This is a genomic window from Melioribacter sulfuriphilus (genome assembly GCF_052656625.1).
In genome coordinates this window covers 36,991-61,607 of the sequence record NZ_JBQXXK010000008.1, presented here as the reverse complement: position 1 = coordinate 61,607, position 24,617 = coordinate 36,991, and the positions used below count along the sequence as shown (strand labels likewise).

Here is a 24,617-nt window from a genome sequence, read left to right as displayed (position 1 = left end):
GAGATATAAATGACTGCCCAGGAAAAATTATATAATAAAATAAACTCAGGCCTCCATGTTTGTGTAGGTCTTGATACTGATTTGTCTAAAATACCAGAATACTTTAAGAAGGAACCGAATCCTATACTGGCTTTTAATAAAACTGTAATTGAAAATACGTATGAATATGCTGCAGCGTATAAAATTAATTTTGCTTTCTATGAAAAAGATGGATTAGAGGGAGTAAGAAATTTGCTCGAAACAATAAAATTGATACCTGAAGATATACTTATTATAGCCGATGCAAAAAGAGGGGATATCGGTAACACTTCCCATTTTTACGCCGAATCGATCTTTAATTATTTTAAGTGTGATGCCATCACACTTCACCCTTATATGGGATTTGATTCACTTCAACCTTTTTTCGAATTTGAAAATAAATTAAATTTTGTATTAGCTCTTACCTCAAACCCGGGTTCTGAAGATTTTGAAAAGCTAAAACTTGCAGATGGTAGATTTTTATTTAACGTTGTTATTGAAAAACTGAATAAGTGGAATATCCGTAATAATATAGGACTTGTATTTGGTGCTACCAATCCATTGGAACTTCGTAATGCTATCGATTCATTTGACAATATGCCTGTGCTATTGCCTGGCGTAGGTGTTCAAGGAGGAAGTTACGAAGAGGTGGTGTCGATATTCAGAAATAAAGGAAAGCGCAATTTCATTGTAAATATTAGTCGAGGATTGCTTTATTGCGATCAAACTGATAAATTTCCAGAAACATTGAGAGAGAAAATAATAAGCTATATCAATTTATAAAATTGTGGATTTTACTAAAATAATATCTTAATTTTATAAGCAATCGAATCATCAGTTCATTCTCAATTAAAATTGGCGGACCAATGGGTTCAGAATCAAAATTTCATGAAGGGTATCTCTACGAAATCTGGCAGAAATTAGATCACAACACAATTCTTGAAACACTTAACGGAGAAGAAATTGCAGTCCTCGACTGTGGTACACCAAACCATGAGTCTGCCGGCCCGGATTTTAAAAATGCCAGAATCAGAATAGGCAATCTGACATATGTTGGTGATATTGAAATCGACTATGACTATGCAGATTGGAAACTTCATGGACATAATATCGACAGTAAATACAATAGCGTTATACTCCACGTTACATTCGAAAATAAAAATAATCATGGATATGTTTATACGAGAAGCGGACGTAAAATTCCCTCGATTACAATAGCAAGTTTAATTAGCAGCGATGAGGTTAAAAAGATTAAAGAAACACACTCCGAAGAAAAGAATAATATTTCAGGCATTCTCAAGTGTTCTGCAGTTGCGTTAAATGCGCCCGCCGAATTGCGTAATTCACATTTGTACAAGTTGGGAATTGAACGTTTTAACAAAAAATGCAATAAAATTTATGAACGTCTGAAAGAGATTCAATTTTTGAAGGATGCAGGTATTAAAGAGCCGGTCGTTGGTTATGATTTAACGGAAGAATTTCAGAAAAGAGAATTTCATTATAATGATTTCCATCGTAAAGATGTTTGGCAGCAATTATTATACGAGTTGCTATTCGAAGCGTTGGGTTATTCGAAAAATAAAAATCCAATGGTTGCTCTGGCGAGAAAAGCCGATATAGAATTCCTTTTGAAGATTGAAAAAGACGGCATATTAGTACAAAAATACGAGTCGGCTCTTCTGCATATCTCCGGGTTGCTTAATTCACTTCCCAAAGTTATTGATGAAGACACAACTGATTATCTGGATAAATCCAGGTTATACTGGGATTCCATTAAACCTTTTTATGACGGTGACTATTTGGAAAATAATCAGTGGCAATTTTTTAGAATCCGTCCGCAGAATTTTCCAACTGTTAGAATTGCAGGCGGAGCCAGAATTATTTATCAATTGTTGCATAACGATTTGATTGGAATTATTATTAAAAAGATCAGGGAGATTCATAATCTCAGTGTACTTATAAATTCAATAAGGTCGCTCTTTGTAATAAAATCAGACGGATACTGGAAACGACATTATGTATTATTGGGCGAGCCATCATCGACTGAAATAAAATATTTTGTGGGAGTTTCGCGTGCCGATGAAATAATGATTAATGTTATACTACCATACTTCGCAGTTTATTTTAAGATATACGGACACGAGCAACTGACAGATAAATTAGTAAAAACATATGGAATTTATGAACAAAGGGATGAGAATCAGGTAATTCATAATGTGGCCAATGCTTTAGGAATGCAAGATAAAATTAAGAAAACGGTATATGCACAGGGAATGATAGACTTATTTAGGAATTATTGCTCTAAAAATAAATGCCTCGAATGTGAGATCGGTAAAGTTGTATTCGAATAAACTAATTATTCCCTTTTAATCTATTTATTTCGTCGCGTAATTTAGCAGCTCTTTCGTAATCCTCTTTTTCAATAGCTTCTCTTAATTGATCCTGCAACTCGGCTAATCTTCCTTCTTTCGATAGAGGTTTCTTTTCGGGCATTGGCTTTGGTTCTTCAAATTCATCATCATCTTCTTCTTCTGGATTTGTACTTTCCTCTAAGTCTTCACTTGAAGGAACGAAAGAAGCTAATCTCATAACGTCTTCCGAAACATAGATAGGCGAACCAGTTCTAACTGCAAGAGCAATTGCATCGCTTGGACGGGAATCGATTTCATGCGTTAAAGATGAGACTTCAAGTTTTATTTTGGCATAAAATGTATTGTCTCTTAATTCGTCTATTAGAACTTCGGTAACACTAGCTCCTAAGTGGTCTAAAAGAATTTTCATTAAATCGTGTGTTAATGGACGCGGTGCTTTAATTCCTTCAATTTCAAGGGCAATCGATTGGGCTTCGAAAGAACCAATGATTATTGGTAACCTACGTAAACCATAAACTTCTTTTAATAAGAGGGCATAAGCCCCTCCAGTAGAGGGGCTGGCAGATAATCCTAATATTTCAACTTGAACTTTATCCATAGTTAAGAATTCTTAATTTTTTTAATTTCTTCAATCATAGCAGGAACAATTTCAAAAAGGTCACCGACAATTCCATAATCTGCAATTTGAAAAATTGGAGCGTCTTTGTCTTTGTTAATTGCAACAATATACTTAGATGATCTCATCCCTGCAAGATGTTGAATTGCACCAGAAATGCCGAGCGCAATATATAGTGTTGGCGAAACCGTCTTGCCAGTTTGGCCAACTTGTTCACCATGCGGTCGCCACCCGGCATCCACAACTGCTCTGGAAGCTCCCGTTGCCGCTCCTAACAACTCGGCTAACTCTTCAACAAGTTTGAAATTTTCTGGCGCTTTCATACCTCTTCCACCGGATACTATAATATCAGCTTCGGCCACATCAAGTTTAGTATCTGATTTTATTATTTCAACTACTTTTGTTCTAATATTTGGGTTTTCTACGCCTTTTACTTCTATTGTGGCAGCTTGTTCCGTAATTTTTTCTGCCTTGAACACATTTGGTCTAAGAGTAAAAATCTTCTTATCGGATTTAATTTTAACATCTGTTAAAGCTTTTCCTGCGTATACGGGTCTTGTAGCAATAATTTCGCCGTTATCTACCTTCCAATCGATAACGTCATTGACAATCCCACAATCAAGTTTCGCGGCTATGCGCGGTGCCAGATCCCTTCCCATCGATGTGGCTGAAAAAATTATTATTTGAGCATCGATTGATTTAATCAAATCCAGGAGCGAATCTGTATAAGCGCTGGATGAATAGTTTGCAAGCTGTTCGTTTTTTATGTGATAAACCTTACTTAGTCCGTAATTCCCTGCAAAATCTGGATTCTCAACTTCACTGCCAATAACCACACCTTCAACTTCTGCATTCAAGTCCTTAGATAGTTTCCACGCAGCAACGGAGACTTCATATGAAGATTTTTTAATTTGTCCATCTCTTTGTTCGAGAAAAACTAGAATTTTATTTGCCATAAGTCACCTTTAGATAACTTTTACTTCTTCTTTTAACAGTCGGATTAATTCGGGTACAGCTGTAGCATCTGTTCCGATAATTCTGCCAGGTTGTTTTGCCGGCGGCTTTCTCATGCTGATAATTTCGGTATAGTTTAAGCAACTTTCAGGAATCTTTTCATCGATTATTTTTTTCTTTGCAGCCATAATACCTTTAAGCGATGCATAACGCGGTTCGTTCAAACCTTTTTGAGTTGTTATAACCACCGGTAATTCTGTTTCAACAATTTCTCGCCCGCCTTCAATTTCTCTCTCTGCTCTGACTTTATTTCCATCGATTTCCAAGCCGACAACAACTGATACCGAATTGTACCCAAGCAACTCAGCGCACATCTGGCCTACAGCTCCGTTATCATAATCGACCGATTGTTTACCGAAGAAAACTATTTCCGCATTCTGAACTTTAATTTCGGTTGCTAAAATTTTAGCAACGGAAAGGGAGTCGTATATTTCATCTGTTTTTAGTAATACAGCATTATCTATGCCCATCGCAAGAGCTTTTTTAATCGATTCTTTGTTGTTGTCGTTACCCAAACTTATTACAACAGTTTCGCCTCCCACTTTTTCTTTTGTTTTTAAAGCTTCTTCTACGGCAAATTCGTCATAAGGATTTACGACAAAGGTCACACCTGCAGTGTCAATTGATTTATTGTCTTGGCCGACACTAATTTTTGAGGCAGTATCTGGTACATGATTAAGACAAACGGCTATTTTCATTTATCCTCCTAATAATTCTATAGGACATTTAAATATATAACGGTGAGTCGAAAAATCAAAAATCAATATACTAAAAAACTATTGAGAAGCATATTTAAAATAAAAAAAGAGGCTTAAAAAAGCCTCTTTTGAAACACAAAGAAAAAAATATTTTTAATTATCGAACTTTGATTTTACCGGAAGTAATCAACTTAGCCAATTCGCCGGTACCATTTTTTGCCAATGTTCTCAGTGCGCTTGTGGTCAATTTAACTGTAACAAATCTGTTGAGTTCTTTAACCCAGATTCTCTTTTTCTGCAAATTTGGCAAAAATCTTCTTTTTGTTCTATTGTGAGCGTGCGAAATATTATGACCACTTACGGGACCAACTCCTGTAACTTGACATCTACGCGCCATTTTTATCCTCATTATTCATTATTATGAGATGCAAATTTAATAATTTATTTTTAATTATAAAAAGGCTCGGGTGAAAAATTATTTGCGGTTTCCAAGCTCGCTATCGAGAAAGAGTAAACCGCTTTTCTGGTCGCCAATAAATTTCATTTTTTCGACTATCGATTTAACAGAAGCTACTTCTTCAACTTGCTCATTTACAAACCATTGCAGGAAATTTGCAGTAGCAAAGTCATTTTCATCATCGGCTAATTTTGCCAGCTCGTTAATTTTATTTGTAATGTGAAGTTCATGTTTTAATGCGTCTTCGAATGCCTCGAGAGGAGTGTTCCATTCAGTTTTCGGTTTATCGAGTTGTTCCAGATTCACTTTTTTACCGACTTCATTTAGGTAATCAAAAATTTTCATTGCGTGTCCATATTCTTCTAAGGATTGTTTTTTCATCCAGTTTGCAAAACCATGCCAATTTTCTACTTCGAAATATGATGCCATTGATAAATATAGATATGAAGAAAAGAATTCTTCTTTAACCTGGTTATTAAGAGATTTTGCCATTTTTTCTGAAATCATTTTACACCTCTTTTTTTTGTAAATAAATTTTTTTTACTATTAACAAATTTAAGTAAATTTAGTTCATTATCATGAGATATTTATGAAAATAATTAAATTCTTGTTGACATTTTTTGTTTTGTTTACAGCTTTTAATTCATTGATTATTTTATTTTTTCGATTTTTTAATCCTGCATCAACGGCATTTATAAATGAAGAACTCCAGTGGGACGAATTTTTTAAGAAAGACTATTCTGAAAATTACTCGCCTGTCAATTTATGTAATATCTCAAAATATATGCAATTGAGTGTGGTAGCTTCTGAAGATCAGCGCTTTTTCGAGCATTGGGGATTTGACCTTAAGCAAATTCAAAAGGCATTAAAGGAAAATAAAAGAAGAAGAATTGCACGGGGTGCAAGTACAATTTCAATGCAAGTTGCGAAAAATTTATTTTTGTTTCGCAGTAAAAGCTTGATTAGAAAAGGAATCGAGGTGTATTATACTCTATTAATCGAACTATTATGGAGCAAAGAACGAATTTTGGAAATATATCTAAACAGTGCTGAGTTCGGGCCAGGAGTTTATGGTGTAAAAGTAGCTGCTTTAAAATATTTTCGTAGAGTACCCAATAGACTTAACATCAATCAATCGGCACTTCTTGCAGCAACATTGCCAAGTCCTAATAAAAGGAATCCTTCCAGAGTAACTCCCTATTTACTCAGAAGGCAGGGTGAAATAATAAGACAGATGAAATTACTCGGAGGAGTCGAATTTATAAAAAGAAATGTTAATTGCTCTTCGCTTTTTTGATATCGCTCAGCATTATACATTTAATCATAACAGATTCTATTTTTGAGCCTTCTAATATGGGAGACGTATACTTCACAAGTTCGGATATATTATAAGAGTAGCTTTTCAATACGTTGTTGTTGATATCATAAAAAATAATTTGAATGATGCTGTAGCGTTTAGAAGGCTTGTTTATAATAAGATAAGTTTTAGTTTTATATATTTTTTTGTCGATTGATTCAATTGATATAGGTGGGTCGTGCTCTTCTAAGACCCATACATAATAATCGTCGTCGTATTTTTTAAGTGAAGATGCGTCCACATAAATTTTACTTTCCCTGTAGTTTTCTACAGGTACCCAATTCTCGGCATCGGTTTGTGCCAAAAGAATTATCAATTGAAGTATATAAATTAAGTCAAGCAATATTCATTTAATAAAATGAGCGGAAAGGGTGGGATTCGAACCCACGAACCGCGTAAACGGTTACACGCTCTCCAGGCGTGCCAGTTCAACCACTCCTGCACCTTTCCGGATTTCAATATTTATTGTAATCGAAGGTCAAATATATTAATTTTTTCAAATTATCACTATATACGATTACAAATTTTTTATTATCTTTACGACGCTATTAGAATGAAATTGCAATAGAAGATAAAACAATTTCATCAAAGCGATACAATTTAACATATACAGGGTATTTGAAAATTTTTTTGGAGAGGTGCCGGAGTGGTTGAACGGGGCGGTCTCGAAAACCGTTGTCCGCCGTAGGCGGACCGAGGGTTCGAATCCCTCCCTCTCCGCCAGGTAAAATTTGATTATACTACACAGCCGAAATTCAAAGTCTTAAAAATTAACGATGCTCCTCAACAAATACTTAAAGTTTTTGACGACGACCTTCACATTCATTTGAGATAAATTAACCTTTATATAACCATATTAACTTTAGCTTTTCCTTATCGCGTATATTTAGATAAATCTTGGTGAGTTAGAACTATTTCGATTTCAAAAATGCCGTCGAAACCTTCATAATTTTCTTTGAATTTGTTGTAAGTATCCAAACACCATTGTTTGTCGAGTTCATTTTTTTCGGCAACAAGATTTAGCCAGTTTAATTCATATAAGTGAATATCGCCGTCGGACAGTGCAAGTTTTAGTCCATCTTTGAAAAAAAATTCGGCAATTTCTTTATTTTCAAAACGCGGTGGGTCTTCGATTAAATATTCGTTCTCAAGCAAATCTTCCATTACTTCTTCACAAAATTCTTCTCCAAAACCTAATGCTTTGCCTAACGACTTGAACATATTTTTTTCTTCATTACTTAATTTTTTGTCTTTCTTGATTAGAATTAAAATACCTTTGAAATAATTACTTCTATCTATCAGACTGAGTTCCACTATTTATCCTCTTCTTATTGAAAAATTGATTGATTTTATTCTTTATTTTTTTGTTAAGTTCCTCTGCCCATAAATATTCGGTGCCTAATATACTCAAACCTGCAGGTATAATTAAATAAGCAGGTCCGGGAATAATAATCATTATAATCCCAAGCATCAATAATGTCCCACCTGTTAGACTAATAATTAATTTTTTTAATTTCTTCTTTGTCATAGAATATCAATGATTATTTATAAATTGGTTTAACATTCAGATTATAAAATAGAAATGACCATAAATCTGTGTAAAGGTCGATTGATTTAGAAATACTAGTGCCGGCGCCGTGTCCAACTTGTGTTTCAATTCTTATTAAAATGGGGTTTTCGCCGGCGTTGGCGTTTTGTAATGCAGCGGCATATTTAAATGAATGAGCAGGGAACACTCGATCGTCATGATCGGCTGTTGTAATTATAGTAGCGGGATATTTCCTCCCTGGTTTAATATTATGCAGTGGTGAATATTTAAATAAATACTTGAATTGTTGAGGATCGTCGCTCGATCCATATTCTGAAACCCAGGCCCACCCGATCGTAAATTTATGAAAACGTAGCATATCCATAACGCCAACCATAGGAATGGCAACTTTGAATAGCTCAGGTCTTTGATTAATTACTGCTCCTATCAATAACCCTCCATTAGAAGCGCCTTGAATAGCTAAGTTTTCTGAAGATGTATATTTGTTTTTTATTAGCCATTCTCCAGCTGCAATGAAATCATCGAACACATTTTGCTTTTTTTCAAGCATTCCGGCTTTATGCCATTCTTCACCGTATTCACTTCCGCCTCGCAGACAAGCCATTGCAAAAATGAATCCATTCTCAAGTAGTACTAAATTAGGAACAGAAAATGAAGGTAACATCGGTATATTAAAACCGCCATACGCGTATAGAAGTGTGGGATTGCTTCCATCCATTACAATTCCATTTCTATGGACTATAAACATGGGCACTTTTGTACCGTCTTTACTCGTGTAGAAAATCCTTTTTGTTGTATAATTTTCTGGATTGAAATCTAATTCTGATTCAATAAATATTTCCTTTTTCAGCGATAGTGTACTCACTTTATATATTGTAGGTGGATAGGTGAAAGATGTAAAAGTAAAGAAAGTAATGGAGTCTTTCTTTGAACCACTAAAACCGTAGACAGAACCGATAGTTGGCAATTCGATGTCTTGTAAATAATGACCTTTAATATCATATACTTTTACCACATCACTTGCATCTTTCATATAAATAACAAATATCTTATTGCCTATTATTGAGGCATACTTTATCGGTTCGTTTCTTTCGGATATTACGGTTTCAAATTTACCATCAAAACCTTCGGGATTAATTTTAATTATTCTTTTATTTGGTGCATTTAAGTTTGTTAGCAAATAAAATTGGCCATCAATTGCATCCAGAAATTCGTATTCTGCATTGAATTCGTTTATTAATTTTACTATTGTACCATCCTTTTCCAGATTTTTGAACCATAATAAATTATTTGAAGAAGAACCCTCGTAAACATTTATAACTAAATATTTTTCGTCGTCAGTTACTACGGCGTCCAAAAGGCGTTTGGGATTTGAGTCGCTCAAAATAAAAATGTCCTGAGATTGAGGAGTTCCAATTTTATGATAGTAGAGCTTATGAAATTCATTCACGCTTTTCAGTTCCTTTCCTTTTTCAGGCTCGTCGTATCGGCTGTAAAAAAATCCGTTTTTATACCATGCGTTGCCAGTGAACTTTGCCCATTTAATAGTATCGTCGATAATTTTCTTTGAATTTAATTCCATGATATAGAATTCACGCCAATCTGAGCCACCTCTCGATATTCCATAGCTCATGTAATTATGATCTTTAGAAAAATAGAGTCCAGTTAATGAAACCGAACCATCATCAGAAAATTTATTAGGATCCAATAGTATTTCTTCATTGAATCCAGGTTTCTGAATGTAATAAACATTTTGCTCTTGTAGACCATCGTTTTTTGAATAGATTAAATTATTGCCAACAATAAATGGGGTGGTGTAACGCTTATAATTCCATAATTCTTTTAATCGTGTTCGCAACTTTTCTCTGTACGGTATTTTCTCAAGATAATCCTGAGTAAATTTGTTTTGGGTCTCAACCCACTTTTTTGTGTCGGCAGATTCCATATCTTCAAGCCATCGATATGGGTCATCGACAACTACTCCGTGGTAATAATCCTTATGATCTATTCTTTTTGATTCAGGATAGTTAGTACCTTGCGCTAAATAAAAAGAAGTAGATAAGAGTAAAAACGAAAGCATAGATGTTTTTATTTTCATAACTCAACTCTTTATTGTTACCCTAAGGAGATAACTTTCTTAAAGATACCAGAAGAATTAAAAATATCCAAATTATTGAATAAATTTTAATTATAATAATTCTACCATATAATATGACATATTTGTTGAAAAAATATAAAAAAGTACTTTTTTATTTTTTTTATAGGAATTACCTGCCAGGACTAATTATTAGAGGCAAAGAAAGTAGGCATATTAACTTAGTATGCTTAATTTGTAGCAAGTCGATAATTATTAAGTGAACATAGTTTTTTTGATAAAAATTTCTGTTATTGATTTTGTTTGCTTAACAATATAAGCGTATCTATTTTTGATATAAAAGAAAAAGGGAAACATAATCCCTGAATAAACATATTCAAATAATGAGGTTTTTATGAAATCCAAAGAGTTTAATCCTTTTGAAATGGCTCAAGCTCAATTCGACAAAGTTGCCGAATTACTCAATTTAGACGAGGCAACACGAGAACTATTAAGAAATCCACTTCGGGAATATCATTTCAGTATTCCTGTTAAAATGGATGACGGTTCTACAAAAATATTCAGAGGATTCCGTGTACAGCACAACGATGCGCGCGGACCTTCCAAAGGCGGAATCCGTTTTCACCCCCAGGAAACAGTCGATACTGTAAGAGCATTAGCAATGTGGATGACCTGGAAATGTGCAGTCGTTAACATTCCATTAGGTGGGGGAAAAGGCGGTGTTATATGCGATCCACACCATCTCAGTATGAATGAACAAGAACAAATCTGTCGCGGATGGGTACGCCAGATGGTTAAAAATGTAGGTCCAGTAAATGACGTGCCTGCACCTGATGTAATGACCAACGCACAGCATATGCTCTGGATGCTTGATGAATATGAAACAATCACAGGCGGGAAATACCCCGGCTTCATAACAGGGAAACCTGTGGGAATGGGAGGTTCTCTAGGCAGAACTGAAGCAACCGGATATGGTGTTATCTTTACTCTAAGAGAAGCTCTAAAAGAAATGAATATCAAACCCGAAGATACTCTGGCTTCTGTACAGGGATTCGGAAACGTCGCACAATATGCAATAGAATTGTATACACAACTCGGTGGAAAAGTTATTGCAGTAGCCAGCTGGGATGAACAGGATAAATGTTCTTATACCTTTAGAAAAAAGGATGGAATTAATCGCGATGAATTATTACGCATTACAGATAAGTTCGGTGGTATAGATAAAACTAAAGCCAAAGAACTTGGTTACGAAATTTTGGATGGAGAAGCGTGGATAGAACAAGACGTTGACATATTGATCCCTGCCGCACTCGAAAATCAAATTCATGAAGCTAATGTAAATAAAATCAGCAAACGCGTTAAAATTATTGCAGAAGGAGCTAACGGGCCAACAACTATTGAAGCTGATAAGGTGCTTCAAGAAAGAAACATTTTTGTTATCCCCGATTTTCTGGCAAATGCAGGCGGAGTTACATGTAGTTACTTTGAACAAGTTCAATCTAATATGAATTACTACTGGGAAAAAGAAGAAGTATTAGCAAAACTCGATACAAAAATGACTAACGCTTATTTATCTGTAAGCGAACTTGCTCGTAATAAAAAGCTATATATGCGTGATGCAGCTTATGTAATTGCAGTTAGTAGAGTGGCTCAAGCTTGTAAAGATAGAGGCTGGGTTTAATCTTTAAAGTGGAAAACTAATAAAGCCGGGTTATGCCCGGCTTTTTATTAAATGAATAATATATCAAAATTTTTCTCTCATAATTCTCACTTGATTATTGGAAAAGACGAAGTGGGGGGAAAAGCTGCAGGACTTCTATCAGCTTCTTCTATTCTACATAAAATAAAAAAAGAAATCCCTCCCACTATCAATTTATTCATACCTGGAATGGTAATAATTGCTTCGGACATATTCGATAAATTTATTGAACGTAATGAATTATTAGAGTATGCAATTGACGAGGACGACGAAAGATATCTGAATAAAAAATTTTTAAGTTCTGTTTTCCCAAATGAGTATTTGGGGGAACTTTATAGCATATTGAACGAAGCAAAATTCCCCCTCGCAGTCAGATCTTCGGGGTTGCTGGAGGACTCACAAGATGAGCCATTAGCAGGTATTTATAAAACAAAAATGATTAATCCTCAACCAGGCGCGCCGAATTTACGCTTTAATAGACTAATCGACTCAATAAAATTTGTTTATGCATCGGTTTACTCGGAAGCTGCTAAAAATTATTTTTCTGTCTCAGGTTATCCAATCGAGCGCGAAAAAATGGCAGTAATATTACAAAGAGTTGCGGGAGAAAAACATTATAATCGTTTTTATCCAGACTTTTCAGGTGTTGCCAAATCTTATAACTTTTATCCCTTCGGCAAAGCTCGTCCAGTAGATGGAATCGTTCATCTTGCATTGGGCCTGGGTAAAACAATTGTGGACGGAGACATTGTTTGGTCGTATTCTCCTGCATTCCCTAAACACAAGTTGCCATATAAAAACAATAAAGATCTGCTAAATTTAACTCAAAAAAAATTCTGGGCAATTGATATAAGTTCTTCAGTAAAATACGATCCTCTTAAAGAAACAGAATTTTTATTACACGAAGAACTATCTACGGCTGAATATGATAATGTTTTAAAGAACCTTGCTTCTACTTATGTAACTTACGATGATAAAATTATTATGGGCTTAGGTTATCAAGGCCCTCGAATAGTTGATTTCTCACCCTTGATTGAACTGAACATGTATGGCTTCAACGATTTTATGAAAATATTATTAAATAATTTTGAAACAGAATACAAAGTTCCTGTAGAGATTGAATTTGCTTGCTGGCAAGATTATAAAAACTCCATACTGAATTTTGCTTTTCTACAGGTGCGCCCCATGAAAAAATATACAGATCCTATTGAGGAGTTCGAACTAAATGTAGACAACGTTGTGTTGAAATCAAATAAAGTATTGGGTAACGGCATCATTGAGGGAATAGATGATATTGTTATTGTAAAAAGAGAAAATTTTGATATGAAGAACTCGACTATAATAGCAGATCAAATATCGCAGATGAATAAAAAATTTATCAAGGAATATAAAAAATATATACTGATTGGTTTTGGCAGGTGGGGAACTGCAGATCCCTGGCTCGGAATCCCTGTTGAATGGTCAAATGTAAACGCCGCAAAAGTGATTATCGAAATTAATCTAATGAATCTAAACGTAGAATTCAGTCAGGGTTCTCACTTTTTCCATAACCTGTTAAATTTGGATGTTCCTTATTTTTCATTAAATTATGATACTGATTATATCGATTGGGAATGGATTGAAAAACAGAGAACAATTGATGAATTGAAATTTGTCAAACACATAAAAGCCGATAGTAAATTAATAGTAAAAGTTGACGGTAAAAAAGGAAAGGGAGTAATTCTAAGATGAGCACGGAAAATAAACCAATTGATAATTTGATGACTGAACTTCAGGAAAGAGCTAAAGAATTAAATTGCCTTTACACAATCGAAGATACATTAAATAGGTCTGAAATATCACTGAGGCAGGCGTTCCAGACTGTCATTAATGCGATCCCTTCAGCTTTTTTTTATTCAAATTATTGTAAAGCAAGAATTGTTTATGGCGATATAGTTTATCAGACAGAAGAATTTACCGAAAGCAAATGGAAAATTTCTGAGGATATAAAAGTTCAGGATAAAGTTGTTGGACGTCTTGAGGTATATTACCTGGAAGGCGTTCCTGTCAAAGAAGGTAACTTATTCTTAAAAGAAGAAATTCGTTTAATTAGAATTATTGCCGACAGACTGGGACATTTTATTCTTCACAATAAACTTAAAAATGTCATTAATGAACTCCAAAATGCACGTCAATCCGTTGGTAAGACTGCACGAGGCGAGTGGAAAGTTGTACTTGATATGATTCGCAAAACTGATCCAAATTTATTCATGAGTTTAATGCGGAAATTACTTCATCTTTTATGCTGGAAGGGTGTAGAAGAAGCTGAACTTTTGATGAAACATACAAGTATTGCACGAAAAATTAAAATTGGTTTAAATGACGACATTATTGAAGAAGATGAAAATAAACCCTCTAAGGTGGAACGTATTGTAAATTACGACGAATATGTAGATACAATTCAACGCTTGGCGGACGAAAATTTACCCGACGAAGTTATTTTAAGTAAAATTCAGAAGTGGATACAGGAAGATAAATCGAGTGCACTTATTAAAGTAGTGGATAATCAGGATACATCATTGACCGAAATTGCTGAAGCACTCAGAAAATATTATCACATTGCTCCCGAGAAATTTGAATTGCCACCTCAAACCATTAAGGGTTTGAGAGTATCTTTGCTTCGTAGATTTTTTACAGACCAGCTTAATTTTATATCAATTGCAAAAGAATATGTAAAATTAACCGATTTCTATCGTCTTATCGACAAAATGATATTTCCACCTCAAAGCCATGGAAAACTTGGCGGAAAAAGTGCGGGTCTCTTTATTGCTTACCATATCCTAACAAAAGAAGCGGAAAAAAATGAATTATTGAAAAATATTAAAGTGCCAAACACATGGTATATTACTTCAGATGGAATTCTTAATTTTATGCAACACAATAACTTAGAGGAAGTATTTGAGCAAAAATATAAAGAAATTGATGAGGTTAGAATTGAATATCCTCATATAGTCCAACTCTTTAAAAATTCAGAATTTCCGACGGATATTGTAAAAGGTTTGTCAGTTGCGTTAGATGATTTCGGAGACGTGCCACTTGTAGTTCGCAGTTCAAGTTTACTTGAAGATCAGATGGATGCCTCGTTTTCAGGTAAATACAAAAGTTTATTCCTGGCTAATCAGGGGAGCAAGTCCGAGCGCCTTGCTGCTTTAATGGATGCTATAGCTGAAGTTTATGCTTCAACATTCAGTCCCGACCCAATCGAATACAGAGCAGAGCGAGGACTACTTGATTTTCACGAAGAGATGGGAATAATGATTCAGGAAGTGATAGGTAAACGTGTCGGAGATTATTTTATACCTGCTTATGCCGGCGTAGCATTCAGCGTTAATGAATTCAGGTGGTCGCCACGTATTAAAAGGGAAGACGGGCTTTTGAGAATTGTTCCTGGCCTCGGCACAAGAGCCGTTGACAGATTGAGTGATGATTATCCGATTCTAATTTCTCCTGGTCAGCCCTCCATTCGAGTCAATGTTACTCCAGAGGAAGTGATTCGATATTCACCTAAAAAAATTGATGTAATCAATTTAAGAACTAACCAATTTGAAACAATCGATATCGATCTATTAATTAAGGAAGTAAAGCGTGATTATCCTTCATTTGAAAATGTGTTTTCAGTGCTTGACGGCGGTATGATTAGAATGCCTTCTTTTATGGACGACGACAAAAGCGATTATGTTGTTACATTTGAAGGCCTTTTTACAAAAACGGAATTTTTAAGAAAGATGGATGCGATTCTCAAGACATTACAGACAAAAATGAAAACACCCGTTGACATCGAATTTGTATCTAACGGTAACGATCTCTATTTACTTCAATGCCGCCCCCAAAGCAGGAGTCGCGAAACAGCGGGCGATCCAATTCCGAAAGATATTCCAAAAGAAAGAATACTTTTCAACGCAAAAAAATTTGTTTCAAATGGGAAAGTGCCAGAAATCACTCATTTAGTTTATGTTGACCCACAAAAATACTCGGAAATTTCTGACAAAAATAAATTGTTGAAAATTGGTAGAGTAATTGGAAAGTTGAATAAAATACTTCCGAAACGAAAGTTCATTTTACTTGGACCAGGCAGATGGGGAAGCCGTGGTGATATTAAATTAGGGGTCAGTGTTACATATTCCGATATTAACAATACAGCAATGTTAATTGAAATTGCTCGTAAAAAGGGTAATTATATTCCCGACGTATCATTTGGAACCCATTTTTTTCAGGACTTAGTAGAAGCTAATATCAGATATCTCCCTCTTTATCCAGATGACACGGGTATAGTCTTCGACGAAAAGTTTTTTAATGAATCGAAAAATATCCTTTCGGATATATTACCCGAGTATTTTTATATGGAAGATGTAGTAAAGGTTATCGATGTGCCTTCGGTGAAAGGTGGGATGATTTTACGAGTACTAATGAACGCCGATATGGAAGAAGCTGTTGCAATTTTTTCAGATCCAACTAATGAAATAATTGGCGAAATCGAAAGTAAAACGGCTATCGAAAATTATAATTCAAGCGACCACTGGAGATGGCGTATGAAAATGGCAGAAAATCTCGCAAAAGAGCTGGATGCCGAAAAAATGGGTGTTAAAGGTGTTTATTTGTTCGGAAGTACTAAAAATGCAGTCGCCGGACCGGGAAGCGATATTGACCTTATCATTCATATCGACGAGAAAAAATGTCCTAAAAAAGAATTGGAAGCCTGGTTACAAGGGTGGAGTTTATGTTTGAGCCACTTCAATTTTATGCGAACAGGTATTAAAACGGAAGGTCTTCTCGATGTGCATTTCGTAACCGACGAAGATATAAAAAACAAAACAAGCTACGCCGTTAAAATAAATACACTGACAGATGCAGCAAGACCTCTTAAAGTAATTGAAAAGTCAAATTAATATTCTCACTGCTTCCTCGGGTGCTGCCGGGTCGAACCTTATTAACGATAATTTCGACTTATGGTACGAAGCGTTAAAACAATAAGTCCTGCCGATCCTATCGCTCCACGAGCCGCTTAATTCAGAAGATTCGTGTATATGGCCATGCAATGTTATTAAGGGTTGTTTTATCTCTATTAATTTTCGAACAGCAATACTTCCAACATGTTTGTCAGTTTCCAGATGATTTATTTTGACTGATTTAATTACGTCGAGTTTTGTATTGTAGGGAGGCGTATGAAAAAGAATTATTGAATTTGAAAGGTCTCTGTTCCCGAGATAACTTCGAAGGTCGTCTTTTATAGTGGAATATTTGAAGTCGTATTCATCACGTTCAATTGTAAAGTACCCATCTTCTGGAGATATACAGCCTGGTTCTGTGTATCTCGAAACATCGTACTTATCCCAGTCTTTTATTCGAAAAGGAGTTGGTGGGACATATGAATAACCATAAAAGTCATACTTTTCTATGGTTTCCTTTCTAAGGTTCAAGTAGGAGATTAAATTTTCATTTGACAATTCTTCGATCTCTTTTTCAAATCTTCTCGGGTCATCGTTGCCCATTATCAAGAGAAATTTTGGATAGTCGTTTTTTATTATTTTTCTTAAATCGATTAGCCTTTGTTTAAAATAATCGGTAATAAAGTTTTGGCTCGATATTCCGTGTGGTAGAATGTCGCCACCTATCAAAATTACATTTGGCTTTTCCTTAATAATCCGAAAGAATAATTTATCGTAGAGGTCTATCCGTCCGTGTAAATCGGAAACATGGAAACAAACCAATGTTAATCCTTTTTTTTGTTTTGTATCTTTATATAAAGTTTGTTACATTTTGTACCAAAATAAAAAAATTTATGAAAAGAAAAATTCATACCGGTAAGTGGCATCATCATTACTTTTACTACTTCAGTAGCGCCGGTATGCTATAAATAAAATACTGAAAAATTTAATTGACCCCGGCGCATGTCGGGGTTTTTTTTTATGGGAGATAAAATGGTAAACGGAAACCTTAAACTTGCATTACAAAAAAACGGCAGGCTTACGGAAAAGTCAATTAATCTCCTCAAAAGCTGTGATATCGATATTGAGGAATATTCATCCAGACTAATAATCACTGCCAGAAACTACAATCTTGATATTTTATTGTTGCGAGACGACGATATACCGGAATATGTTAAGGACGGAGTTGCTGATATTGGAATTGTAGGAGAGGATGTGCTCTATGAAAAAAAAGCTAATGTGGACGTAATCAGAAAATTGGGTTACGGTAAATGTCAGCTTTCACTGGCAATACCTGAAAATCAAACACTTGAAAAGATATCCGACCTTAACGGCAAAAGAATAGCAACTTCCTACCCCAACATTCTTAAAAGCTTTTTAACGCAAAATAATATCAATGCAACTGTAGTGGAAATAAGCGGCTCTGTAGAAATTGCACCTTCTCTTGGAGTAGCTGACTATATCTGTGATCTCGTTTCAACTGGGAATACGCTTAAGTTTAATAAACTCAAAAAGTCTATTGATATTTTTTCATCGCAGGCCGTCTTGATTGCCAATAGGTATATAGAGAAAGACGCTGAGAAAAAATCACAACTTGATAATTTGCTCGTAAGAATCGATTCTGCTCTTACCGCACGCAAATCGAAATACTTAATGATGAACGCTCCCAAAAGTTCACTTGAAAAAATTGAAGAAATTATTCCTTCACTGAAAAGCCCCACAATTTTACCATTAGCAGACCCGGAAATGGTAGCTGTCCACGCAGTGATTCCTACAAACAAATTCTGGGAAATTTACAAGGACCTTAAAGATGCTGGGGCATCAGGAATTTTATTATTACCAATAGATAATATGATAGTATGAAAATATTATATTATAACAAGCTCACAAAAGAAGAACGGGAAAAATTATTAAAGAGGTCGGCCATCAAAACGGACGATGTCTACGAATATATTTTACCCGTACTGAAAGATATCAAAAAAAATGGAATGAAAGCTGTTATCAAATACGCACGAAAGTTTGACAATATTAAAAACAAAAATTTACTGATCTCCAAAAGTGAATTGAAAAGCTCGGCCGAGTTACTCGATCGTAAGACTAAAGCTGCAATTGATACGGCAATTAAAAATATCACACGTTTCCATAAGTTACAGTACCCCACAGGTTATAAAGTCGAGACTATGCCAGGTGTCGAATGCAGCAGAACTTTCATCCCAATTGAAAAAGTTGGATTGTACATTCCGGGCGGAAGCGCCGTCTTGTTCTCGACTTTGCTGATGCTCGCAATTCCGGCTCATATTGCAGGTTGCCAAAAAATAATTGTCGCTTCTCCTGTAGGAGATAAGATAGATCCAGCTTTAGCTTATGCAGCTTACAAATTGAAAGTAGACGAGTTTTATAATGTTGGGGGTGCTCAAGCAGTAGGCATGCTGGCATTTGTCCACAAAGTTGACAAGATATTCGGGCCTGGTAATCAATTTGTAACTGCGGCTAAATCGTTGATAAGTATTGATCCCGATGGATGCGCTATCGATATGCCGGCAGGCCCAAGCGAAGTTTTGGTAATTGCAGATAAACATGCCGAAGCTTCATTTATTGCTGCCGATTTACTTTCACAGGCAGAGCACGGCGCCGATTCTCAAGTATTTTTGATTACCAATAGCGATAAACTTGCCCACGATGTTTCAAAAGAAATTAATGCCCAATTGAAAGATCTACCAAGGAATGAGATTGCACAAAGAGCGTTAAAACATTCTAAAATTATTGTCGTATCGAAAATTGAAACTGCTTTCGAAATATCAAACGATTATGCGCCGGAACATTTAATACTGAACCTGAAAAATGCAACAAAATATAAACGCCTTGTTAAAAATGCCGGCTCGGTCTTTGTCGGAGCTTTTTCTCCAGAAAGCGCCGGCGACTATGCATCAGGGACTAATCACTCGTTACCAACTTATGGATATGCAAAATCGTATAGCGGCGTCACTGTAGAATCGTTTATGAAGTCGGTTACATTTCAGAAATTATCCAGACGGGGATTGACTAATCTTGCTCCAACAATAATTACTATGGCTGAAAAAGAAAATCTTCAAGCACACGCAAATGCAATCAAAATAAGGTTGAAAAAATGAATATCGAAAAACTTGTTAGAAAAAATATTCTCAATTTAAAACCGTATACTTCTGCTCGACAATCACATATGGAAGGTGTATTACTCGATGCAAATGAAAATAGTTTTGGCAGCGTAGTAGATGAATTTAAGAGTTCTAATTTCAACCGTTATCCAGATCCATTTCAGAAAGCGTTGAGGAAAAAAACAAGTGATTACCTTGGCATTTCAGAGTCTAATCTCATCTTCGGAGTCGGGTCGGATGAAATTATCGACCTTTTAATTCGCACCTTTTGCGAACCCCGAATTGATAATGTTGTTGTCTGCGAGCCCACATACGGAATGTATAGGGTAGCTTGCGATATCAATAATGTAGATGTAATAAACGCTCCATTGAATGATAAATATGACGTCGAATATGAAACTGTTCTTTCTCACATAGATAATAATACAAAGATTCTATTCCTTTGTTCGCCTAATAATCCCACTTCGAATTTACTCGATAAAAATGTAATCAGAAAATTAATCTCAGAACTAAATCTAATTGTTGTGATTGACGAAGCTTATATAGATTTTGCAAACGATGAGGGCTTTCTAAAAGAAGCTACAACACTACCCAATTTAGTTGTTATGCGAACTTTTTCAAAAGCATGGGGCATGGCTGGACTGCGATGTGGATATTGCGTTGCCCACGAGGAAATCATAAGCTTTCTCTTTAAAGTAAAGATGCCATATAATATTAATAAATTAACCGCTATGACAGTTACAAAAGCTATTGATAATGCAGCCTTAAAAGAGCAATATGTAAAAGAGATTATGGCACAGCGTGAATTTTTATTCCATCAACTGAAAAGAAATAAAAAAGTAATTAATGTATTGCCTACCGATACCAATTTTATTTCTTTTAAAGTCGAAAATCCCCGGGAAGTATACAATTATCTCGAAAAAAACGGGGTCATCATTAGAGATAGGAGTAATCAGTATAATTTCCAGGGCTATCTAAGAGTGACTGTGGGAACTCCGAGTGAGAACGAATTATTCTTAAAAAAGCTTGATGAAATATTATGAAGAAAATTTATATCGACCCTGATTTTTTTTATATGAATACAAAAGCCTCTCAAGGACTACTCAGAGCTTTATTGCTTTTAAAGGAATATTCATATTCGATTGAAAGCGATACTGAAAAAATAAATCCACAAATACTCGACTTTCTTAACAGAAACGATCTACAAATTTTAAGGTGTAATCCAGAAGAACCGTCAATTAAAATTCTCATTAAAGGAAGGGCAACGAGGAATGTTTTTACGACGGGTAAAAATAATAAGAGCTTGTTAGAAATTGTTAATAAGATATTGAAAAAAAGTAGAAGCGCAAAAATTGAGCGTAGAACTAAAGAGACCGAGATTAAAATTGAAGTTGATATCGATGGCGAAGGAAAATCGAAGATTGAAACCGGTATTGGATTTTTTGATCATATGCTCGATCAAATAGCACGCCACTCAAACATTAATCTAAAAGTCAAGGTTAAAGGCGATCTAAATGTGGACGAGCATCATACAGTGGAAGATACAGGCATTGCATTAGGAGAAGCGATCAGGAAAGCGCTTGGCGACAAAAAGGGTATTAAACGATTTGGTTATTTTTTGCCGATGGACGACTCGATTGCTAAATGTGCCATAGACCTCAGTGGCAGAAACTATCTTAATTTCAAATGCAAATTTGAGCGTGAAAAAGTGGGGCAGTTCCCAACAGAATTGACGGAAGAATTTTTTAGAGGGATGGCACTTGGAATGATGGCAAATATTTATCTCGAAGCTAAAGGCAAAAACGATCATCACAAAATCGAATCGATGTTCAAAGCGTTTGCAAAGTCGTTAAACGAAGCCTTCAGATTGGATGAACGAGCGAAAGGTCAACTTCCATCAACTAAGGGTAAATTATGATTGCTTTGATTGATTACGGCTCAGGGAATATTCAGTCAGTTAAAAACGCCCTCGATGATCTTCAGGTCGACTATATTGTAACCAGCAGAGAGAGCGATATTTTGAAATGCGACAAAATCATATTCCCGGGTGTTGGCGAAGCATCCTTTGCGATAAGAAAATTACATCTTCTAAATCTCTTTACGATGTTAAGGATTACAAAAAAACCTCTTCTCGGCATTTGTCTTGGAATGCAATTGTTGACCGCAAAATCGAAAGAGGGAAATGTTTGTTGCCTGAGTATTATCGATACCACTACAGAGATGTTCGAGCCTTCGAAAGTTAAAGTACCGCATATGGGATGGAATAGAGTCGAAATTATTAGTAAATCTCCTCTCTTCGATGGAATAGAAAATAATTCATATTTTTATTTTGCACATTCGTTCTATGTGCCACAAAACGAAAATACAATCGCAATTTCAGAATACGGTGTAAAATTTTCTGCTGCCATTGAAAAGGATAATTTTTACGGTGTGCAATTTCATCCTGAAAAATCGGGAGAGAAAGGAATAAAAATTTTAAAAAACTTCATTGAAAAATGTTAATAATACCTGCAATCGACATACTTAACAATAAAGTTGCCAGACTAACAAAAGGCGATTTTGATAAAGCCAAATATTACGATACAACACCGCTTGCAATAGCACGTAAATACGAAGAAGCAGGATTTCAGTGGCTTCACATTGTTGACCTTGGGGCTACACTGGATAAAAAAATTAATGTATTGCCTATTATTAGAGAAATCAAAAATTACACTGGAATTAAAGTAGAATTTGGTGGAGGTATCAGAAATTTATCTCAGGTTGAAGAAGTATTTAAGGCGGGGGCAGATAGAATTGTTATCGGTTCACTTTCGATCAGAGATAAAAATACATTTGAACGTATTGTTGAGTTGTATGGAGCTGAAAAAATTGTAGTAGCACTCGATTCATACAATGAAAAAATATTTATTAAAGGGTGGACAGAAGACAGTGGGGTTTCAATTTACGAGCATATTAATTATTGTAAAGAACTCGGCATCAATATTTTTTTGTGTACGGATATAAGCAGGGATGGAACGTTGACTGGCTCCAATACTCAACTTTATCGAAAAATAATGGAATACAATTCTGATATCAAATTAATTGCATCTGGTGGTATCGGTTCGATTCACGACGTGCTTATGTTGAGTCAATTGAATGTCTATGCAGTTGTAGTTGGTAAGGCCATTTATGAAAACAAAATAAACATAAAGGATCTTGCAAAAATTGGTAGCAAAGAGAATAATACCGTGTCTTGACGTTAAAAACGGCAGGGTGGTTAAAGGCACTAACTTCGTAAACCTTAAAGATGCCGGCTCGGCTGTAGAACTTTCAGAAAGATATTACAGAGAAGGAGCGGATGAACTGGTATTTCTTGATATTACTGCCACGGAAGAAAAAAGGAAAACTTTAGTAGAATTGGTTAGAGAAGTAGCTAAGGTTTTACGTATTCCATTTACAGTTGGCGGCGGAATATCGGATTTGAACAATATAGAAGAATTGTTGAAAGCGGGTGCCGATAAAGTATCGCTAAATTCATATATAGTTCGTAAACCTGATCTTATTACAGAAGCAGCAAAACGTTTTGGGTCGCAGGCCATTGTCGCCGCTATCGACGTCAAAATTGTAAATGGCATAAAAAAAGTTTTTATTAAAGGTGGTAAAGAAGAAACTGATCTCGAAGGTTTTGAATGGTGTAAAAGAGTATGTGAATTGGGAGCTGGAGAAATTCTTCTTACTTCGATGGATCACGACGGTACTCGTAGCGGTTACGACGTTGAATTCTTGTCAAAGGTAGTTCAAAACGTTACTGTTCCCGTTATTGCGAGCGGTGGCGCTGGTAAAAAAGAACACTTTCTTGAAGCTTTCCGCCTGGCTAATGTTGATGCATGCCTCGCTGCTGGTCTTTTTCATTACGGTGAACTGTCAATTCCAGAATTAAAAAAATATTTATTGGATAATAATATTAATATAAGAATATGATCGACATCGACAATATCAATTTCGAAAAGTCAGGCGGACTCGTGCCTGCCATTGTACAGGATAAATTTACTGGACAAATTCTTATGCTCGGATTTATGAATAAAGAAGCGCTAAAAAAAACAATTGATACTGGACTGGTTACGTTCTACAGCAGAAGTAGAAAAGAATTGTGGACGAAAGGAGTAACTTCCGGTAACTACCTCAAACTCGATTCGATAGTAACCGATTGTGACAATGATACTCTTCTAATTTATGCTATTCCAGAAGGACCTACCTGTCATTTGAACAGATATTCTTGTTTCGGAATTGATAAAGATAATGTCATGTTTCTTTCCTATCTCTACAAACTTATAAATGAAAGGAAGAAAAACCTTCCGGAGAATTCATACACAACAAGATTATTCCAGAGCGGACTCGACAGAATTATTCAAAAAGTTGGTGAAGAATCGATTGAAACAGTAATTGCAGCTAAAAATAAAAACAGAAAAGAATTTATTGACGAATCTTCAGATTTGATTTATCATCTGTTAGTATTAATGGCTGAACTCGAGATAGGACTTGATGAAGTAGTGGAAAATTTAATTCAACGTCATACAAAAAAGTAACACCACAAAGCCCTATTTAAAGATTAATCCACGAATTCGATACTATAGTACAAAAAATTATTCTTGAAAGGTTGCACTT

General features: G+C 35.3%; 24 protein-coding genes and 2 tRNA genes. 15 read left to right on the top strand and 11 right to left on the bottom strand.

The features are described from left to right. Positions 1–9 precede the first annotated feature (9 nt). Positions 10–801, top strand: a complete 792-nt coding sequence (gene pyrF / locus ACUN8G_RS11490) for an orotidine-5'-phosphate decarboxylase (RefSeq protein WP_437347243.1) — start codon at positions 10–12, stop codon at positions 799–801. A gap of 83 nt (positions 802–884) precedes the next feature. Beyond that, entirely contained in the window at positions 885–2,369 is a 1,485-nt protein-coding gene (locus tag ACUN8G_RS11485) for a DUF2851 family protein (protein WP_437347244.1), read from the top strand. Position 2,370: 1 nt separating this feature from the next. On the opposite strand, the gene ACUN8G_RS11480 is transcribed toward ACUN8G_RS11485, so the two are convergent. The 5 genes from ACUN8G_RS11480 to ACUN8G_RS11460 form a co-directional block, all read right to left on the bottom strand. After that, a complete protein-coding gene (locus ACUN8G_RS11480) occupies positions 2,371–2,988 on the bottom strand; it encodes a bifunctional nuclease family protein (protein WP_437347245.1) in 618 nt (205 codons plus the stop codon). Between the two features lie 2 nt (positions 2,989–2,990). Continuing rightward, positions 2,991–3,962 (bottom strand): electron transfer flavoprotein subunit alpha/FixB family protein, encoded by a 972-nt coding sequence (locus ACUN8G_RS11475; RefSeq protein WP_437347246.1) that lies wholly within the window; start codon positions 3,960–3,962, stop codon positions 2,991–2,993. Between the two features lie 9 nt (positions 3,963–3,971). Further along, positions 3,972–4,718: an electron transfer flavoprotein subunit beta/FixA family protein gene (locus ACUN8G_RS11470; RefSeq protein WP_437347247.1), complete on the bottom strand. Its 747-nt coding sequence runs from the start codon at positions 4,716–4,718 to the stop codon at positions 3,972–3,974. Between the two features lie 157 nt (positions 4,719–4,875). After that, on the bottom strand, positions 4,876–5,115 hold the full coding sequence (gene rpmB / locus ACUN8G_RS11465; RefSeq protein WP_014857469.1) for a 50S ribosomal protein L28: 240 nt from the start codon (positions 5,113–5,115) through the stop codon (positions 4,876–4,878). Positions 5,116–5,193: 78 nt separating this feature from the next. Beyond that, a complete protein-coding gene (locus ACUN8G_RS11460; protein ID WP_437347248.1) occupies positions 5,194–5,682 on the bottom strand; it encodes a ferritin in 489 nt (162 codons plus the stop codon). Between the two features lie 82 nt (positions 5,683–5,764). On the opposite strand from ACUN8G_RS11460, the gene mtgA reads away from it, so the two are divergent. Further along, on the top strand, positions 5,765–6,472 hold the full coding sequence (mtgA, locus tag ACUN8G_RS11455) for a monofunctional biosynthetic peptidoglycan transglycosylase (protein WP_437347249.1): 708 nt from the start codon (positions 5,765–5,767) through the stop codon (positions 6,470–6,472). On the opposite strand, the gene ACUN8G_RS11450 is transcribed toward mtgA, so the two are convergent. Together ACUN8G_RS11450 and ACUN8G_RS11445 are read right to left on the bottom strand one after the other, a co-directional pair. Continuing rightward, the gene (locus ACUN8G_RS11450) at positions 6,450–6,875 is read right to left on the bottom strand and encodes a surface-adhesin E family protein (RefSeq protein ID WP_437347250.1); all 426 of its coding nucleotides are present in this window, start codon (positions 6,873–6,875) and stop codon (positions 6,450–6,452) included. The two genes, mtgA and ACUN8G_RS11450, sit on opposite strands and share 23 nt — an antisense overlap. A gap of 20 nt (positions 6,876–6,895) precedes the next feature. Further along, a tRNA-Ser gene (locus tag ACUN8G_RS11445) sits at positions 6,896–6,982 on the bottom strand. Between the two features lie 182 nt (positions 6,983–7,164). Between ACUN8G_RS11445 and ACUN8G_RS11440 the strand changes: the two genes are divergently transcribed. After that, positions 7,165–7,255: transfer RNA gene (locus ACUN8G_RS11440), tRNA-Ser, on the top strand. A 150-nt stretch (positions 7,256–7,405) separates the two neighbouring features. Here the strand turns inward: ACUN8G_RS11440 and ACUN8G_RS11435 are convergent. Genes ACUN8G_RS11435 through ACUN8G_RS11425 form a run of 3 tightly spaced genes read right to left on the bottom strand, consistent with a single transcriptional unit; the run spans position 7,406 to position 10,179 of the window. Beyond that, complete coding sequence (locus tag ACUN8G_RS11435; RefSeq protein ID WP_437347251.1) at positions 7,406–7,846, bottom strand: hypothetical protein; 441 nt, start codon at positions 7,844–7,846, stop codon at positions 7,406–7,408. After that, on the bottom strand, positions 7,824–8,060 hold the full coding sequence (locus ACUN8G_RS11430) for a PGPGW domain-containing protein (protein WP_437347252.1): 237 nt from the start codon (positions 8,058–8,060) through the stop codon (positions 7,824–7,826). Before ACUN8G_RS11430 ends, ACUN8G_RS11435 begins: the two co-directional genes overlap by 23 nt. Before the next feature lie 13 nt (positions 8,061–8,073). Further along, positions 8,074–10,179, bottom strand: a complete 2,106-nt coding sequence (locus ACUN8G_RS11425; RefSeq protein ID WP_437347253.1) for a prolyl oligopeptidase family serine peptidase — start codon at positions 10,177–10,179, stop codon at positions 8,074–8,076. A gap of 391 nt (positions 10,180–10,570) precedes the next feature. Between ACUN8G_RS11425 and ACUN8G_RS11420 the strand changes: the two genes are divergently transcribed. The 3 genes from ACUN8G_RS11420 to ACUN8G_RS11410 are packed head-to-tail and all read left to right on the top strand — an operon-like array spanning position 10,571 to position 16,800. Beyond that, entirely contained in the window at positions 10,571–11,857 is a 1,287-nt protein-coding gene (locus tag ACUN8G_RS11420; RefSeq protein WP_437347254.1) for a Glu/Leu/Phe/Val family dehydrogenase, read from the top strand. Positions 11,858–11,908: 51 nt separating this feature from the next. Then, entirely contained in the window at positions 11,909–13,606 is a 1,698-nt protein-coding gene (locus tag ACUN8G_RS11415) for a PEP/pyruvate-binding domain-containing protein (RefSeq protein ID WP_437347255.1), read from the top strand. Then, complete coding sequence (locus ACUN8G_RS11410; protein ID WP_437347256.1) at positions 13,603–16,800, top strand: PEP/pyruvate-binding domain-containing protein; 3,198 nt, start codon at positions 13,603–13,605, stop codon at positions 16,798–16,800. The genes ACUN8G_RS11415 and ACUN8G_RS11410 overlap by 4 nt, the downstream gene beginning before the upstream one ends. Here ACUN8G_RS11410 and ACUN8G_RS11405 read toward each other — a convergent pair. Continuing rightward, positions 16,792–17,622 carry a metallophosphoesterase family protein gene (locus tag ACUN8G_RS11405; protein ID WP_437347257.1) on the bottom strand — a complete coding sequence of 277 codons (831 nt, stop codon included), beginning with the start codon at positions 17,620–17,622 and terminating at the stop codon, positions 16,792–16,794. The genes ACUN8G_RS11410 and ACUN8G_RS11405 overlap by 9 nt on opposite strands. 198 nt (positions 17,623–17,820) lie before the next feature. Between ACUN8G_RS11405 and hisG the strand changes: the two genes are divergently transcribed. The 8 genes from hisG to hisIE are packed head-to-tail and all read left to right on the top strand — an operon-like array spanning position 17,821 to position 24,538. Next, positions 17,821–18,702 carry an ATP phosphoribosyltransferase gene (gene hisG, locus ACUN8G_RS11400; RefSeq protein WP_445480942.1) on the top strand — a complete coding sequence of 294 codons (882 nt, stop codon included), beginning with the start codon at positions 17,821–17,823 and terminating at the stop codon, positions 18,700–18,702. Beyond that, the gene (gene hisD, locus ACUN8G_RS11395) at positions 18,699–19,970 is read left to right on the top strand and encodes a histidinol dehydrogenase (protein ID WP_437347259.1); all 1,272 of its coding nucleotides are present in this window, start codon (positions 18,699–18,701) and stop codon (positions 19,968–19,970) included. The genes hisG and hisD overlap by 4 nt, the downstream gene beginning before the upstream one ends. After that, complete coding sequence (hisC, locus tag ACUN8G_RS11390) at positions 19,967–21,016, top strand: histidinol-phosphate transaminase (RefSeq protein ID WP_437347260.1); 1,050 nt, start codon at positions 19,967–19,969, stop codon at positions 21,014–21,016. The genes hisD and hisC overlap by 4 nt, the downstream gene beginning before the upstream one ends. Beyond that, positions 21,013–21,891, top strand: coding sequence for an imidazoleglycerol-phosphate dehydratase HisB (gene hisB, locus ACUN8G_RS11385; protein WP_437347261.1), 879 nt, complete (start codon positions 21,013–21,015; stop codon positions 21,889–21,891). The genes hisC and hisB overlap by 4 nt, the downstream gene beginning before the upstream one ends. Beyond that, complete coding sequence (hisH, locus tag ACUN8G_RS11380) at positions 21,888–22,475, top strand: imidazole glycerol phosphate synthase subunit HisH (RefSeq protein WP_437347262.1); 588 nt, start codon at positions 21,888–21,890, stop codon at positions 22,473–22,475. Before hisB ends, hisH begins: the two co-directional genes overlap by 4 nt. Beyond that, positions 22,469–23,209: a 1-(5-phosphoribosyl)-5-[(5-phosphoribosylamino)methylideneamino]imidazole-4-carboxamide isomerase gene (gene hisA / locus ACUN8G_RS11375; RefSeq protein ID WP_437347263.1), complete on the top strand. Its 741-nt coding sequence runs from the start codon at positions 22,469–22,471 to the stop codon at positions 23,207–23,209. Before hisH ends, hisA begins: the two co-directional genes overlap by 7 nt. After that, on the top strand, positions 23,178–23,933 hold the full coding sequence (gene hisF, locus ACUN8G_RS11370; RefSeq protein ID WP_437347264.1) for an imidazole glycerol phosphate synthase subunit HisF: 756 nt from the start codon (positions 23,178–23,180) through the stop codon (positions 23,931–23,933). Before hisA ends, hisF begins: the two co-directional genes overlap by 32 nt. Next, the gene (hisIE, locus tag ACUN8G_RS11365) at positions 23,930–24,538 is read left to right on the top strand and encodes a bifunctional phosphoribosyl-AMP cyclohydrolase/phosphoribosyl-ATP diphosphatase HisIE (protein ID WP_437347265.1); all 609 of its coding nucleotides are present in this window, start codon (positions 23,930–23,932) and stop codon (positions 24,536–24,538) included. The genes hisF and hisIE overlap by 4 nt, the downstream gene beginning before the upstream one ends. Positions 24,539–24,617 lie beyond the last annotated feature (79 nt).

Bases quoted from the DNA above. Each gene is read 5' to 3' on its own strand.
- pyrF (WP_437347243.1), top strand. From the start codon at position 10: ATGACTGCCCAGGAAAAATTATATAATAAAATAAACTCAGGCCTCCAT.
- ACUN8G_RS11485 (WP_437347244.1), top strand. From the start codon at position 885: ATGGGTTCAGAATCAAAATTTCATGAAGGGTATCTCTACGAAATCTGG.
- ACUN8G_RS11480 (WP_437347245.1), bottom strand. From the start codon at position 2,988: ATGGATAAAGTTCAAGTTGAAATATTAGGATTATCTGCCAGCCCCTCT.
- ACUN8G_RS11475 (WP_437347246.1), bottom strand. From the start codon at position 3,962: ATGGCAAATAAAATTCTAGTTTTTCTCGAACAAAGAGATGGACAAATT.
- ACUN8G_RS11470 (WP_437347247.1), bottom strand. From the start codon at position 4,718: ATGAAAATAGCCGTTTGTCTTAATCATGTACCAGATACTGCCTCAAAA.
- rpmB (WP_014857469.1), bottom strand. From the start codon at position 5,115: ATGGCGCGTAGATGTCAAGTTACAGGAGTTGGTCCCGTAAGTGGTCAT.
- ACUN8G_RS11460 (WP_437347248.1), bottom strand. From the start codon at position 5,682: ATGATTTCAGAAAAAATGGCAAAATCTCTTAATAACCAGGTTAAAGAA.
- mtgA (WP_437347249.1), top strand. From the start codon at position 5,765: ATGAAAATAATTAAATTCTTGTTGACATTTTTTGTTTTGTTTACAGCT.
- ACUN8G_RS11430 (WP_437347252.1), bottom strand. From the start codon at position 8,060: ATGACAAAGAAGAAATTAAAAAAATTAATTATTAGTCTAACAGGTGGG.
- ACUN8G_RS11425 (WP_437347253.1), bottom strand. From the start codon at position 10,179: ATGAAAATAAAAACATCTATGCTTTCGTTTTTACTCTTATCTACTTCT.
- ACUN8G_RS11420 (WP_437347254.1), top strand. From the start codon at position 10,571: ATGAAATCCAAAGAGTTTAATCCTTTTGAAATGGCTCAAGCTCAATTC.
- ACUN8G_RS11415 (WP_437347255.1), top strand. From the start codon at position 11,909: ATGAATAATATATCAAAATTTTTCTCTCATAATTCTCACTTGATTATT.
- ACUN8G_RS11410 (WP_437347256.1), top strand. From the start codon at position 13,603: ATGAGCACGGAAAATAAACCAATTGATAATTTGATGACTGAACTTCAG.
- hisG (WP_445480942.1), top strand. From the start codon at position 17,821: ATGGGAGATAAAATGGTAAACGGAAACCTTAAACTTGCATTACAAAAA.
- hisD (WP_437347259.1), top strand. From the start codon at position 18,699: ATGAAAATATTATATTATAACAAGCTCACAAAAGAAGAACGGGAAAAA.
- hisC (WP_437347260.1), top strand. From the start codon at position 19,967: ATGAATATCGAAAAACTTGTTAGAAAAAATATTCTCAATTTAAAACCG.
- hisB (WP_437347261.1), top strand. From the start codon at position 21,013: ATGAAGAAAATTTATATCGACCCTGATTTTTTTTATATGAATACAAAA.
- hisH (WP_437347262.1), top strand. From the start codon at position 21,888: ATGATTGCTTTGATTGATTACGGCTCAGGGAATATTCAGTCAGTTAAA.
- hisA (WP_437347263.1), top strand. From the start codon at position 22,469: ATGTTAATAATACCTGCAATCGACATACTTAACAATAAAGTTGCCAGA.
- hisIE (WP_437347265.1), top strand. From the start codon at position 23,930: ATGATCGACATCGACAATATCAATTTCGAAAAGTCAGGCGGACTCGTG.